This window comes from Bacillus sp. FSL R12-0074 (assembly GCF_038005725.1).
In the GTDB taxonomy this organism is placed as follows: Bacteria; Bacillota; Bacilli; order Bacillales; family Bacillaceae_G; genus Bacillus_A; species Bacillus_A mycoides.
In genome coordinates this window covers 1,623,802-1,637,536 of the sequence record NZ_JBBOTR010000001.1, presented here as the reverse complement: position 1 = coordinate 1,637,536, position 13,735 = coordinate 1,623,802, and the positions used below count along the sequence as shown (strand labels likewise).

Below are 13,735 nucleotides of genomic sequence, written 5' to 3'. Positions count from 1 at the left end.
TTTCTTCCACCTTCCATAACAACTTATTTTTCACAAAGCTGCGCTGGTGCCATGATGAGTTAAATTTCTCCCTGCCTATTTTCATTCCACAAACACAAGACAAATCCTACCAAAATTAAAGTAATATTTATAAGAAAATGTCAAAAGAAAGAGGAGCTTTTCTTATATTTCGAAAAGCTCCTCTTTTTTAATGCGAAGATGCATCACTAATACCATGACCAGTATTAGATTTCACAAGAATTTCATCAAATTTCGCTGCATCTTCTTTCTTACTAGAGAAAACAGTTCCTAAATATGCTGCAAGAAACCCGAGCGGGATCGAAATAATTCCAGGTGTCGTATATGGGAATATCGCTTCTCCAACAAAAATAGCTTTTCCAGCTACTGGGTTCCAAACATTTGGACTTAACGCTACAAGAACAATCGCTGATACAAGACCAACAATCATACCAGAAATTGCTCCTGTTGTATTAAAACGCTTCCAATAGATTGTAAATAATATAACCGGTAAATTTGCACTCGCTGCAACCGCAAATGCTAGTGATACTAAAAATGCTACGTTTAATGTTTGAGCAAATAAAGCAAGTATAATAGATACTATCGCTACTCCAATAGACGCATAACGAGCCATTGACACTTGCTCTTTTTCCGTTGATTTTCCTTTACGGATAATCTCATTATAAAAATCATGCGCGAATGCTGATGCTGCTGTTAACACAAGTCCTGCTACTACAGCTAAAATAGTTGCAAAAGCAATTGCTGATACGAAAGCAAATAAGAAATCTCCGCCTAATGCTTTTGCTAATAAAGGTGCTGCCATATTACCAGCAGGGTTTGCTTTAATAATCGCCTCATTTCCTACAAACGCTGCTGCTCCAAACCCTAAGAAAATTGTCATAATATAAAACGCGCCAATTAACCATGTCGCATATACAACAGATTGACGTGCAGTTTTTGCATCACGTACTGTAAAAAAGCGGACAAGAATATGTGGTAATCCCGCTGTACCAAGGACTAGTCCTAAATTTAAAGAAAGTGTATCAAGACCATCCTTATACTTTACTCCTGGATTTAAAAACGAATCTTTTAATGGAGTAGCTGTTTTCATGTGAGCGAACATTTCAGTCACACTGAAATTAAATTTGGAGAAAACGATAACAGAAATAATAAATGTCCCTGCCATAAGTAGTACAGCCTTTACAATTTGAACCCAGCTCGTAGCTGTCATTCCTCCAAAAATAACATACACAGTCATAAGTGTACCTACGATTAATACAGATGTTGTATATTCAATACCTAATAATAGTTTAATAAGTGCACCCGCACCAACTAATTGTGCAATCATATAAAAAATTGAAATCGTCATCGTATTAAGCGCTGCTATACCACGAACTTTTTTCGCATCAAAACGTGCCGCAATCATATCTGCTAACGTGTACTTCCCTAAATTTCTAAGCGGTTCTGCGACAAGATATAGAACAACTAAATAAGCAACTAAAAAGCCGATACTATAAAAGAACCCATCAAACCCAGTTAACGCTATCGCTCCGGCTATACCAAGAAATGACGCAGCAGACATGTAATCCCCAGCAATAGCCAGACCATTTTGCCAGCCAGTTAATCCCCCTCCAGCCGTATAAAATTCACTCGCATTTTTCGTTTTTTTTGATGCAAAATAGGTTATGACGAGCGTACCAAGAACAATAATTAAAAATAGTGCAAACGCAGTAGTATTCAAATTCAGCCCCTCCCTTTTTGCATATCTTGCAGAATTTTTTGCGAAATTTCATCAAAGGATTCGGCTTTCTTGCTGTAAATCATACATAATGACCATGTCATAATAAATTGCGCAAAAGCAAATACCCATGCCCATGTCACATCACCAAACGCCGGTGTATTAAGCACCTTTGAATACGATGTTAAAATAGGTAGTGCTATAAAAAAACTTAAAAAGAAAATACTCATCGGAATGATAAACTTCTTTTTCGTATTTAATAACAATTGAAACTCTTCAGACTGAACAACTTCTGTATAATTCACCTCATTTTTTAACTTACGTGCTGACGTATCATCTCGTTTCATTCTCTGGTCCCCTCTCTTAACTTAAAATACAATTCACCTTGCATACACAAAGACTAAATTTTATAAATATTCAGAAACTTATTTTCATTTTAGACAATCCGTACATTCCTGCAAAGATTTTTCGATAGACATTTTTCGTCATTTTCTCCTAAATTTTCAATATACTTTTTTAACATAAAATTTGATTGATTCGATTAAACTTTTATTCCCATTAATAGAATAAAAAAGTAGTGCTTATCGCACTACTTCTTTCTTTGTCTCCTTTTCTAAATTACGAGCTGTTTCACTTAATTCAACGTCTTTTCCATCTTTAAGTGTTCTAAATATAAAATCGAATACTGGATTTGAAACTCCGAACCAAAACTTTTCATTTTTATAATGGTGTAATATGTGCTGTTTTTTTAGCCATCTTCCAAACTTAGTGAAGGGACGAATCGGTTTATGTGCAATATAATGTTTCCATTCATAAACGAGGAGCATGATAATCATTCCGATTCCGAATGAAAGTGTAACAGTAACACTTTTTGTAATACCATACGTTATAAGTAAATATATAGTAAAGCTAGGTATACTAAACCATACAGGCAAAAATAAAAGTTTTAAATCATCTGGATATACGTGATGATCATAATGTAATCTTCTTAACATTTTTAATAAAAATGCGTTTTTAGGCGGCTTTAAATGGAATAAAAAACGGTGTGTCATATATTCGTTAAACGTATAAAAAACAATCCCAAACATACACGCTAACATACCAATCCATGTAAAAAATTGCATTTTTAAAATAATAATAAAAATTAATAGAACACTATACATAATAACAATATCATGTTGTAAAAAAAACTCTTTCACCACTCTCTTCATCTTACTTCCCCCTTTTCCACAAAAACAGCCGCAACATATCGTTACGACCATTTTTTTCTATTTCATTCTTATTCCATTCACTTTACAAATTTGCCTGCTGTTCTATTGTCGAGAAAAAAGTGTTCGGACCAAATATATTTTGCTTCGGAATAATGTGTTCTACTGCAAACACTGTTACTTCTCCTCTTTGTACTTCTCCAATAATGAGACCAAATACTTCATGATTTACCGCAAACGTTGGTTGTTTCGTTTGCAGTAACCTTGCTGCATTTTTAAATACCGCTTCATATAGTGGATTCCTATCAGTAATTTCTTTTCGGATTTTTGGTGCTAAAGTGATGATAATTTCTTTTCCATCAATAGTGGTTCGATACATAAAAATCTCCCCTTCAATCTTATATGAACAACTGTAAAGCTTTGTATGCAAAATGGATAGAATATCCTACTAAAATAATACCTGCTCCGGCTGTAATATAGCCAAGTGCTTTTTTCTTTAATAAAGTTCTTCCAAAATGTACAGAAAAAGCAATATTTAAATTCCACAAAATAATACCAACAATAATACAAAGACTGTACAAAAAAGCTTCTTGTTTTGTTACCTTTATAAGCAACGAGCTAAGTGTACTTCCATATATACCAAACCAAAAAACGAGATTTAATGGATTGGATATCGCAATTAGAAATCCTGCCATAAAAGATTGTTTAAGGCCACCTATCTCTTCTTGTTTATATTCCATATTAGAGTGAGAAATTCCTTGTTTTACACTTTGAAACCCTAAATAAAACAACAAGAAAAAACCAGCGCAATACATAAAAGCTTGTACATATGTATACATAAACACAGAAGATAAACCAAAATAAATAAGCAGCATAAACAAAATATCAGCAGTCATTCCTCCGATTCCAACAATCCACGCATGCCAAAATCCACGTTCAATTCCTCGTTTTAACATTTCAATATTAATCGGACCTACAGGTGCAGCTAATGAAATACCTAATACTATTTGTTGTATAATTGCTCCAAACATCACTCTATCCTTTCTACTTCTTTTACTATTAAGTAATGATGCAAATAAAGAAAATAGACTAGCTTTCATAAAAATTATTCACTAATACAATACCCTTTTTTATCCAAAATATGCAAAAGAGCCATCCAGTTGATGGCTCTTATTTCTCTACCCTATGATGAAAAGGACATTTACCTTTAATCGGCTCAATATCATCCCCTATGAAATATTGTTTCCATTCACGATGATTAGGATCGCCGTAGTGACTAATGTTAGGGTGCTTCGGCAACTGATCCCACTTTTCAACTCGTTCACGGACCATTTGTCTTGAATACGACCCTTTAGGACGATCTCCTTCTAATCCATCGAAAATAGTTCGTGGCTGGAATCCAATAACGAGAGAATTTCCTAAATGCCTAGTCTTTCGCTGTTTATAAGCTGGCGCATTCCCAAATGCAAATATTGGTTCACCACCAAATGAAAATTCCCATAAATGATGGTCTGGATTTTTCGGGATTTGCTTTGGCCATAATTGATTATCTTGTTCATGCAAATATTGTAGTACTTTCCAAAAATAATCTCGATAATATTCGATTGATTTTTCTTCACATTCCGGTTCCACAAAAAGAAAAAATCCTCTTCTTACAATCGGCCGCTCTTTCATTAGCTCCAAAAAAGTTAACATTGTATTGGGCAAATGACTCCAATCATTATGAGAGAGAAATGAATAACGAAGTTCATTCTTCTTCAAAGCTGTTAAACCGAAATAACACGGGAAGGTTGGTTCTAACACGACACTCGAAAAATCATGAAATTCTTTTGCAACCCAATTCGGTATGTCGACTCTATTTTTCATCCCTTCATTATCTAATAAATAAGACTCATCCATTCTTTCACCTCATTATGTACAGCATTCACTTAAGAATATTACATACTCGGCTTGTCCTATACCTTTTTAAAAATTCAAGAAAAAATTAATTCAAAATACAAAATTTTAAAAACGCTTACTTGACTAAATTCTACCAATTCATGTATATTTAAATTAATCATTTAGCAGAATATTCGAGAATATAGCATTTTTTATTTTTATTATTTTTTAATGAATTTCACTAAATGAAAAAAGGAATCGTTTTTAGGAGGAATTGTGACATGCAAGGAAAAGTAAAATGGTTTAACAATGAAAAAGGTTTTGGATTTATCGAAATGGAAGGCTCTGAAGATGTATTCGTACATTTCTCTGCTATTCAAAGCGACGGCTACAAAGCTTTAGAGGAAGGTCAAGAAGTATCTTTCGACATTACTGAAGGAAACCGTGGACCTCAAGCTGCTAACGTGGCAAAACTTTAATCCCACTTATGACAGGAGGTTACCTTACTTGGTAACCTCCTTTGTTATTCCTTTGTATATTTCCGTTTTCCAGAGCAAAAACTATGTGAAATGCGCAAAATACAAAGGAGGCAATAACAATGGGGTCACATGTAAATGATTTTGAAGAAGTAAAATTCCGTGTAGAAACTGCACAAAAAATGGTAGGTTCTGCAACAATTTCAATGGATCCAGACACATTAGAGCATGCCACTACTGCAGTAGAATCGGCTCGTTCTCAGCTTGAAATCATGAAATCCGTTGCAACGGATTTAGATGAGCCATTTCTAATGAATGAAGAAAAAAAATTAAGTAAATGCGAGCATCAATTACATGAAGCGAAGCACTAAAAAACATCCAGAGAAAATTCTCTGGATGTTTTTTATGACAATTGCTCCCCATACTTTTTCAACTTCTCTCCAACCGTACATTGCCGTATACAAAAAGAATGGGCATAGTATTTACTATGATTTTTCCGATTATGTTCCTGCAGGAAACACCCTCCGCAATACGTTTCTAATAAGTCATTTACCTCTGTAATGAGTTGCTTCTTCTTCACGTGTGCACCTCTCTATTCGGTTATTTCTTTATGACTATCAATTGTCGTCCCTTCTAATGCTTGCGCTGCTAATTGATGTGCCTCTTTATTTTGTTTTCTAGATATCGGTTCACAAATAAGTTTTAATTTCATTTGCTTCGCTTTTTGTTCAATTTGATCTAAGTAATGATTTAAATGTTCATCATAGCAAGGCCATTCACCAGCTAATTGCTGCAGTACAACTTGAGAATCTCCACGAAGTGTAACTGCTTCATATTTAATTCCTAATTCCTCGAGTGTATTCATCCCGTATAATAATGCTGCATACTCCGCTTCGTTATTATCATATATGCCTTCTATGTATGCATTGCGACGAATTCGGTAATTTGTATTTCCTTTTTTATAGTATACACATATACCAACCCCAGCTTCTTTCGTCTGTACATCATAACCACCATCAAAATAAACTTGAATTTCTTGCGGATCTTCCTCCACTTGCTTACTCAGTTTTTTCATTTCTTTTAATGACCATTCCGCGTCCATTTCATCGAAAAATAAAAGTTCTTTCACCCTACCTGTTTTCTCAAAATCCTCCGCAAATTGAAGCACTTCTTCTATGTTCATATAATCTGTTGTTAATTCAGTTTGTAAACCACGCTTCGTTTTATACAACCAATGTATTTTATATTTCATACTAGATTCCCCTTTTATAAGACTTCTTATATGTAGCCAGCTAATGAAAGCCTCACTTTATTTTATCCCTTTCGGCAAGCAGACTCCATCTGATTTGCGTTACGGGTGAAACCCAACAATTCAGGTGGAGATGAATTGCCGTCAGAAGGTAGACCAAACACTTTTGTTTCGTTCATAACAATTTTTTGAGGGCGAATATTTGTTTCTTTTTGTCTTACGATATAATCTGTCGTAGATAAGGAGGGAATATATCGTAAGACAACGAAATTGGATAATAATAATCATTTGGTTACTTGAGCCAAAAGGAATTACGATGAAGATCATGTTCATATTTTGTTCCGTTTCGTTCCAAATAATGCTTTGTCAAAAGCGATTAACAGTTACAAAAGTGTTAGTTCTCGTTTCCTGAAACGGGATTTTCCTAAGATAAAACATGATCTATGGAAAGAAATGTTTTGGTCTCGAAGTTATTGTCTTTTAACAACGGGCGGTGTACCTATAGATTCTATCCGTAAGTACATTGAATCACAAGGAAAGCAATAATTTTAATGAACTCTCTGAGAAAGGTGGTGAAAACAATGGCTAGAAAGAAAGCAGTGAAAGTATTACGTAAACAAAAGAAAAGAGAAACCATGCAACGATTCACGCAGAAACAGAATATCGGACGAGCTTGTCTCACAGCAAAAGAATTTCGTTTACTTCAGCGCATGTCACATAGTTCAAAAGCATTGCGAAATGTTGGATTGTACACGATTAAACAAAGTTACTTGAATAATAACAAGATGGCTACTGTAAAAGAAGTGGATACTGCCATGCAAACCGATATGAACTACTGGGGCATTCAATCAAACTCTGTTCAAGCGATTCGTAGGGCCTTATTTACAGAAGTGAAGAGCTTTTTTAAAGCATTGGAACAGTGGAAAAAAAACCCAGAAACCTTCACAGGGCGTCCTAAGTTTCCGAATTATTCCGGTTCAACTGACAAACGAATTATTGAAATCTATCAAGTTCCAAAAGTGGATGATAACGGGTATTGGCTGATTCCGATGAATGTGGCATTCAGAAAAAAATTCGGTTCCATTAAAATACGTATGCCTAAAAATGTAAGAAATAAAAAAATCTCCTACATTGAGATTGTACCGAAGCAAAAAGGTCGGTTCTTTGAGGTGCATTACACATATGAGATGCACGTTTCTCAAATGAAGAAACAATCCACGACTACTAGTAACGCTTTGAGTTGCGATTTAGGTGTAGATAGATTATTAAGTTGCGTAACAAATACAGGTGATGCATTTTTAATTGATGGGAAAAAATTAAAATCCATTAACCAGTACTTCAACAAAATGATACGTAATCTCCAACTGAAAAATGTGGAAAATGGACTTTCCAAACGTGTTGTAACGAATAAAATGGCTGCACTTTGGCATAAACGAGAAAGACAAATAAATGGTTACATTTCACAAACTGTAGGTTTGTTGTTCAAAAAAGTGAAAGCATGCAACATAGATACGGTTGTCGTAGGGTATAACACTGGTTGGAAACAAAAATCTGATATGGGAAAAAAGAATAACCAAAAATTTGTTCAAATCCCATTTCATAAACTGATTGCAGCAATTGAGAATAAATGTATAAAAGAAGGTATACGATTTTTAAAACAAGAAGAAAGCTATACTTCAAAAGCTAGTTTTCTTGATAAAGATCCGGTTCCAGTTTGGTCTAAGGATGATAAGACGTATTATCGCTTTAGTGGCAAACGAATCACTCGTGGTCTGTACCAAAGTAAAGCAGGAACATGTATCCATGCGGATATTAATGGTGCGTTGAATACATTGCAAAAATCAAGAGTTGTAGAATTGGATGAAAATCTTAAAGTGAAAACGCCGATTCTATTAGAAGTGCAAAAACGTAAGGTTGTTGCTTCGTGCATAGCTTAGTGGGTGTGTCAACCATCCATGTGTACTCGACTTGTCGGGGCTTGTAGCACACGCTGGATTCATCTGAGTGGTGGCTTCTTCCATAAGGAAGAACTGCTCTTTTTCAAAAGGGTGGTGCAAGTGGGGAAACGATTGTTCGTTTCTAGTACCAACCAAAAACTTACTTGGGGTGTTACCGTAAGGTGGCATGAATTCTAGAGCGTCAAACTGTCTAGCGATAGATGAAAAGACCTAGAGTTCTAACTCAAGCCCCCACTGAAACGTTTCATCACAGTGGGGATAGTTGACCAAGAGTCACAGTATTATATACAATTTAATCACATACAAAAAGAGCCATCCTAAGTAAGGACAGCTCTTTCATCTATTGCATAAATCTTTCAAATTGCACTCGCTTATTAATCCAGTACATTACAGGCATACCAATTGCCATTACAACAAATTCACCAACTGCACAAGTTAGCCATGTCAATAAAAATGGCAGATCAAACGCAAGATGAAGTTCAATTGCAATCATAAACATTGTGACTGTAAAAATAACTGTATTAAAAATCATACGAGCCCAAACACCTTTAATGAAGCGCATAGAAATAATAGTTGCAAGTAATGCAAGAATGGATTGCCCTACTCCAAATACTAAATCATAAGCGATCATAGGTGAGAAAAAGAGATTCGTTAAAAATACACCTAATACAATCCCGTAAATTGCTTTCTTATTGAATACAACGAGATGATTAAACATCTCTGAAATACGAAACTGTACACTGGTAAAGCCAAATGGCTGAATAAGCATAGAAACAGCAATATATAATGCCGCTAAAATACCATTACCGACTAATGTCCTTATATTCATGACAAAATCTCCTTAGTTTTTTTACGTGGGATGGTTTCGAACCACGTTATTCGTTTTTTAAGCAACAAGAATATATTCTACGCAATAGACACTCTCTCGTCAATAGATTCCTATCATTAACTACCTTTTTTCTTTTAGAAAACGTATAATAAAACATATGAAAGTTTTAGGAGGTTTCACTTCATGACAGCAACAATTCAAAATGAAAAAGTGATGGTTTCCATTTCTGACAAAGGTGCAGAATTACAAAGCGTTCGCTTAAAAGAAGATAACACTGAATACTTATGGCAAGGCGATTCTACTTATTGGGGGCGCCGCGCACCAATTTTATTCCCAATTGTCGGCCGATTAGTAGATAATACATACTACGTAGATGGTAAACCGTATTCTTTAACACAACACGGCTTTGCTCGTGATCTTACATTCTCTGTACAAGAACAAAGTGAAACGAAAATCACTTATATTGTAACTAGTAATGAAGAAACATTAAAAAAATACCCATACGAATTCGAATTACTCGTTTCTTATGAGCTAGACGGACAAATCGTCCATGTAACATATGAAGTAAATAATCCTGCTTCAAAAGAGATGTTCTTCTCAATCGGAGCACATCCTGGTTTCAACTTCCCCTTATTAGAGGGCGAATCATTTACTGATTATCATTTAGCATTTAATGGTTCTGAACGCTTAGAAACAAGCGTATTAGAAGGACCTTATCTTTCAAGTAAAAAACAATTAATTGCTGAAAATACGAATGAATTACCACTTACATACGATTTATTCAAAAATGATGCGCTTATTTTTGAAAATATGAATACGGATGAAATCTCTATTCGTTCTCATAAACATAATAAATTTGTAAAAGTAGAATTTGACGGATTCCCATTTGTCGGCGTATGGACACCAGGCGAAAACGCACCTTTCTTATGTATTGAACCTTGGTACGGTATTGCTGATGAAGTAAATCCGGCAAAAGATTTCAAGGAAAAAAAAGGAATTCAATCTTTACAAGCGAATGAAACATTTACATGTCGTTATAGTATTACAATCGGCTAAAGTACTCTATCCCCTACTTCAAAAAAACATATAAGTAGGGGATCATCTTATAATTTGGAGGTTTCTCATTTTGATTGAAGTATATATTGATGGTGCATCAAAAGGAAATCCTGGTCCTTCTGGTGCTGGAGTGTTTATTAAAGGGGTGCAACCAGCTGTACAATTATCATTGCCCCTTGGGACAATGTCCAATCATGAAGCAGAATACCACGCCTTACTTGCGGCATTAAAATATTGCACGGAGCATAATTATAACATTGTCTCTTTTCGTACAGATTCGCAACTTGTCGAGCGAGCTGTCGAAAAAGAATACGCAAAAAATAAAATGTTTGCACCACTATTAGAGGAAGCATTGCAGTACATAAAAAGTTTCGATCTCTTTTTTATTAAGTGGATTCCAAGTAGTCAAAATAAAGTTGCTGATGAATTGGCTAGGAAAGCTATCTTACAAAATTAACGGGGGTATGAGTGTGAAAAAAGATTGGATTGCTCCTCTTGCTTTATTATTTGTCTCTTTTATTTGGGGAGCTACGTTTGTTGTCGTCCAAAATGCTATGTCTTTCGTTGGTCCATTTACTTTTAATGGGATTCGCTTTTTATTCGCTGGAATTATTTTATTATTCGTTCAAATGATTTTCTCACAAAAAACTTCAAAACAAGATATAAAACAGAGTAGTCTCGCTGGATTGATTGTTGGATTCTTTTTATGTGTTGGCTATTTATTACAAACATTCGGCTTACTTTATACAACCTCTTCAAAAGCTGGTTTCTTAACTGGACTTAGCATCGTTATGGTTCCAATCCTATCTTTTATCTTTTTAAAACAGCGGGCTACAATTTTCATCGTACTTGGTATTGCTGTAGCAACAGCAGGTTTATACTTATTAACGGCTGGTGATTCTTTTCAATTAAACATTGGAGATATACTCGTTCTCGGTTGTGCAGTTGCTTTTGCTGCCCATATTCTTGTTAACGGTTTCTTTTCTAAGAAAATATCACCTTTATTACTAAGCACCTCTCAAGTATTAGCTGTCGGTATATTTTCTTCTATTTGCGCTTTTTTGTTTGAAGATTGGGAAAAATTATTTTCAGTTTCACTATGGACGAATCAATCCTTTTTATTCGCTCTATTTCTAACTTCCCTATTTGCGACATCAATTGCCTTTTTCATTCAAACTTCTGCACAAAAACACACTTCTCCAACGAGAGTAGCAATAATCTTCGCAATGGAGCCTGTTTTTGCAGCATTAACAGGTGTTCTAGTAGCAAATGAACAGCTTTCTATTTCTGCTATTATTGGATGTCTATGTATTTTCCTAGGTATGGTTTTTGTTGAATTACCTTCCAAAACAAAAAAAGAAGCGCAGGCTGCGTGAAGTTACGCTTGTAACTTCCGCATAAAAGCCTTAGCGCTTTTTTTATCTGTAATTTCTTCTTCTTTCAATCGTTCTAATAACGCAACAAAATAACTGCCATCAAACTGTAATTGATGTTTAATCGTCGCTTCTATTGCTACGTTCACAATCCCATCAGATGCACCAGTATATCCTTGTCCGAACATAATAAATCCTTGTGCTTCCTCTGATAATTTAAATCCTTTCGTATGTAAGAATGAAAGATAATCTTCTACTGTTTGCATGATATTCCCACCTACTCAAAAATTCTCCACTTCTTATCATACATGTTTTTATACTCTATGAGAATGAAATTTATTTGACAACTTTGTAAATCTATCGTCTACTTCTTAGAAAAAAGAGGAGTTCCTTACAATATAAAAGAATATGTAAAGTGGAATTTATTTTATATTAAAGGGGATATCGAATGAAACAAGCACTATTAATTATCGATGCTCAGCAAGAATTAATTGATGGAAATGAACAAGAAAATGAAGTTTTTCGTAAAACCGAGCTATTATCTACACTAAATACAGCCGTACAGAAAGCAATAGATTCAAATGCCCTTATTGTTTTCGTAAGAGATATCGATGTTGCTTCTGGTAGTGGTGTAGGATTTGAAGTACATAATCAAATTAAAGTACCTCAGTCTGCAATCCTTATTAATAAAGCAGCAACAAACTCATTCTATGGCACTTCTTTACTTGAACTTTTAAAAGAAGAAAAAATTAATCATATTGTTATAGGGGGATGTAAAACAGAACATTGCATTGACACCGCAGTTAGAACAGCTACTGTACAAGGATTTGACGTTACATTAATTAAAAATGGTCATTCCACAACTGATTCTGACGTATTGTCTGCAGAGCAAATTATTGGTCATCATAATAAAACTCTACACGGTCATTATAATGTTGATCATTTTTCTATGGTGAGAGATATCGAGGAAGATCTCTTTCAGCCAACTCACGACCAATATCGTGATTAACGAAAAAGAATCCTTCATTCAGAAGGATTCTTTTTTATCCAAAAATTTGTGCCGCAATACTATATAGCTCATTATTCCTTTTTAATAATTTATCGCTATTTTTCATCATAATTGGTGGTGTATTAACCTTTTTAAAACCGATAATCTCTAATTCTTTCATGAAATCTTTCTTTCCTTCTGGTACATCCATTCTTAATTTCCCATTATGCCCTTTTGCTAAATAATGTACCATTCTCATTGCCATCTTATCATTTTTAGCAACAATTGGTCCTATTATTTTATTTTCTGGCGTTTGTATACTTATACCGTATCCTAATACATTCTGTTGTGCATCCTTTGTAACAATACATTGTTCACTTTGTATAATTCGATACTTTAAAAACTCTTCTCTATTTGTTCCAAATGCATCTTTATCTATTTGTATTATATCTTCTAAATCACGTTCTTCATAATTCACAATATACTCTTCATTTCCTACACAATGGTAATTCGCATTGTACGAGTTACATATGTATTTAGAAACATAACTAACAGCCCTGAATCCTAGTTTTTCATATAAAATTTTTCCCTCATCCGTGGCAATAAGCATAATTGGGGTTTGAGTTGATACGCTTTTAACACATGAATCCGTTATTATCTTTCCAATCCCTCTTCCTTTATAATCTGGATGTACAATTACTATTCCAATTGAAGCTAATGTCTCCCCGTATAGTATAATTGCTGCGCTAGCAATAAGCTCTTCCCTCTCATTTACTACACCATATACTATACCCGTATGCAAAATCGTCTCAATTTCCTCTCTGTTGTAATCCCAGCCAATATGAGAAGATAATGCTACAATATCCTCTATTTTTCCTTTCCTAAGACGCTCCACTCTAATTTCCAATTCACTCATTCTCCATCCCCATATTTAGACGTTTGCATCATTCTTTCCGAATTAACTTGTACATGTTTCCCTTTACCA

The 13,735-nt window shown here is 34.6% G+C and carries 18 protein-coding genes, 1 pseudogene and 1 riboswitch; of the genes and pseudogenes, 8 read left to right on the top strand and 11 right to left on the bottom strand.

Annotated features, from left to right (window positions below):
- Positions 1-187: 187 nt before the first annotated feature.
- The 6 genes from NSS97_RS08505 to NSS97_RS08480 all read right to left on the bottom strand — a co-directional run bounded on the left by NSS97_RS08505 (position 188) and on the right by NSS97_RS08480 (position 4,842).
- On the bottom strand, positions 188-1,738 hold the full coding sequence (locus NSS97_RS08505; RefSeq protein ID WP_002011892.1) for a solute symporter family protein: 1,551 nt from the start codon (positions 1,736-1,738) through the stop codon (positions 188-190).
- Between the two features lie 2 nt (positions 1,739-1,740).
- Entirely contained in the window at positions 1,741-2,082 is a 342-nt protein-coding gene (locus NSS97_RS08500) for a DUF485 domain-containing protein (RefSeq protein ID WP_002011894.1), read from the bottom strand.
- Between the two features lie 234 nt (positions 2,083-2,316).
- Positions 2,317-2,946, bottom strand: a complete 630-nt coding sequence (locus tag NSS97_RS08495; RefSeq protein ID WP_002126527.1) for a sterol desaturase family protein — start codon at positions 2,944-2,946, stop codon at positions 2,317-2,319.
- An 82-nt stretch (positions 2,947-3,028) separates the two neighbouring features.
- Positions 3,029-3,322, bottom strand: coding sequence for a hypothetical protein (locus tag NSS97_RS08490; RefSeq protein ID WP_002011898.1), 294 nt, complete (start codon positions 3,320-3,322; stop codon positions 3,029-3,031).
- Between the two features lie 19 nt (positions 3,323-3,341).
- Entirely contained in the window at positions 3,342-3,974 is a 633-nt protein-coding gene (locus NSS97_RS08485; RefSeq protein ID WP_107887790.1) for a LysE family transporter, read from the bottom strand.
- Positions 3,975-4,113: 139 nt separating this feature from the next.
- Positions 4,114-4,842 carry a YqcI/YcgG family protein gene (locus tag NSS97_RS08480; protein WP_002030884.1) on the bottom strand — a complete coding sequence of 243 codons (729 nt, stop codon included), beginning with the start codon at positions 4,840-4,842 and terminating at the stop codon, positions 4,114-4,116.
- A 260-nt stretch (positions 4,843-5,102) separates the two neighbouring features.
- On the opposite strand from NSS97_RS08480, the gene cspB reads away from it, so the two are divergent.
- Together cspB and NSS97_RS08470 are read left to right on the top strand one after the other, a co-directional pair.
- Positions 5,103-5,300, top strand: coding sequence for a cold shock-like protein CspB (gene cspB / locus NSS97_RS08475; RefSeq protein WP_002011904.1), 198 nt, complete (start codon positions 5,103-5,105; stop codon positions 5,298-5,300).
- Positions 5,301-5,419: 119 nt separating this feature from the next.
- Positions 5,420-5,668: a DUF2564 family protein gene (locus NSS97_RS08470; RefSeq protein WP_002011905.1), complete on the top strand. Its 249-nt coding sequence runs from the start codon at positions 5,420-5,422 to the stop codon at positions 5,666-5,668.
- A 32-nt stretch (positions 5,669-5,700) separates the two neighbouring features.
- Here the strand turns inward: NSS97_RS08470 and NSS97_RS08465 are convergent, their stop codons facing one another.
- A complete protein-coding gene (locus tag NSS97_RS08465) occupies positions 5,701-5,877 on the bottom strand; it encodes a zinc-finger domain-containing protein (RefSeq protein WP_002011906.1) in 177 nt (58 codons plus the stop codon).
- Between the two features lie 12 nt (positions 5,878-5,889).
- Positions 5,890-6,549 (bottom strand): ribonuclease H family protein, encoded by a 660-nt coding sequence (locus NSS97_RS08460; protein ID WP_002126525.1) that lies wholly within the window; start codon positions 6,547-6,549, stop codon positions 5,890-5,892.
- A 306-nt stretch (positions 6,550-6,855) separates the two neighbouring features.
- Between NSS97_RS08460 and tnpA the strand changes: the two are divergent.
- Together tnpA and NSS97_RS08450 are read left to right on the top strand one after the other, a co-directional pair.
- A pseudogene (tnpA, locus tag NSS97_RS08455) lies at positions 6,856-7,092 on the top strand (IS200/IS605 family transposase); the annotation flags it as partial.
- Between the two features lie 35 nt (positions 7,093-7,127).
- A complete protein-coding gene (locus NSS97_RS08450; protein WP_341112165.1) occupies positions 7,128-8,483 on the top strand; it encodes a transposase in 1,356 nt (451 codons plus the stop codon).
- A 361-nt stretch (positions 8,484-8,844) separates the two neighbouring features.
- Here the strand turns inward: NSS97_RS08450 and NSS97_RS08445 are convergent, their stop codons facing one another.
- A complete protein-coding gene (locus NSS97_RS08445; RefSeq protein ID WP_002011909.1) occupies positions 8,845-9,333 on the bottom strand; it encodes a QueT transporter family protein in 489 nt (162 codons plus the stop codon).
- A 6-nt stretch (positions 9,334-9,339) separates the two neighbouring features.
- Positions 9,340-9,384: riboswitch (PreQ1 riboswitch) on the bottom strand.
- Positions 9,385-9,516: 132 nt separating this feature from the next.
- Between NSS97_RS08445 and NSS97_RS08440 the strand changes: the two genes are divergently transcribed.
- From NSS97_RS08440 to NSS97_RS08430, 3 genes are all read left to right on the top strand, one after another.
- Positions 9,517-10,389: an aldose 1-epimerase family protein gene (locus tag NSS97_RS08440; RefSeq protein ID WP_341112163.1), complete on the top strand. Its 873-nt coding sequence runs from the start codon at positions 9,517-9,519 to the stop codon at positions 10,387-10,389.
- A 70-nt stretch (positions 10,390-10,459) separates the two neighbouring features.
- Positions 10,460-10,846 (top strand): reverse transcriptase-like protein, encoded by a 387-nt coding sequence (locus NSS97_RS08435; RefSeq protein WP_000573873.1) that lies wholly within the window; start codon positions 10,460-10,462, stop codon positions 10,844-10,846.
- Between the two features lie 13 nt (positions 10,847-10,859).
- Entirely contained in the window at positions 10,860-11,765 is a 906-nt protein-coding gene (locus tag NSS97_RS08430) for a DMT family transporter (RefSeq protein ID WP_002189044.1), read from the top strand.
- A 2-nt stretch (positions 11,766-11,767) separates the two neighbouring features.
- Here NSS97_RS08430 and NSS97_RS08425 read toward each other — a convergent pair whose 3' ends face one another.
- Positions 11,768-12,028 (bottom strand): DUF6123 family protein, encoded by a 261-nt coding sequence (locus NSS97_RS08425; protein WP_001195213.1) that lies wholly within the window; start codon positions 12,026-12,028, stop codon positions 11,768-11,770.
- A 182-nt stretch (positions 12,029-12,210) separates the two neighbouring features.
- Here NSS97_RS08425 and NSS97_RS08420 point away from each other — a divergent pair, with 182 nt between their 5' ends.
- On the top strand, positions 12,211-12,771 hold the full coding sequence (locus tag NSS97_RS08420) for a cysteine hydrolase family protein (protein WP_002064579.1): 561 nt from the start codon (positions 12,211-12,213) through the stop codon (positions 12,769-12,771).
- A 34-nt stretch (positions 12,772-12,805) separates the two neighbouring features.
- Here NSS97_RS08420 and NSS97_RS08415 read toward each other — a convergent pair whose 3' ends face one another.
- Positions 12,806-13,666, bottom strand: coding sequence for a GNAT family N-acetyltransferase (locus NSS97_RS08415; protein ID WP_341112161.1), 861 nt, complete (start codon positions 13,664-13,666; stop codon positions 12,806-12,808).
- Positions 13,667-13,735 lie beyond the last annotated feature (69 nt).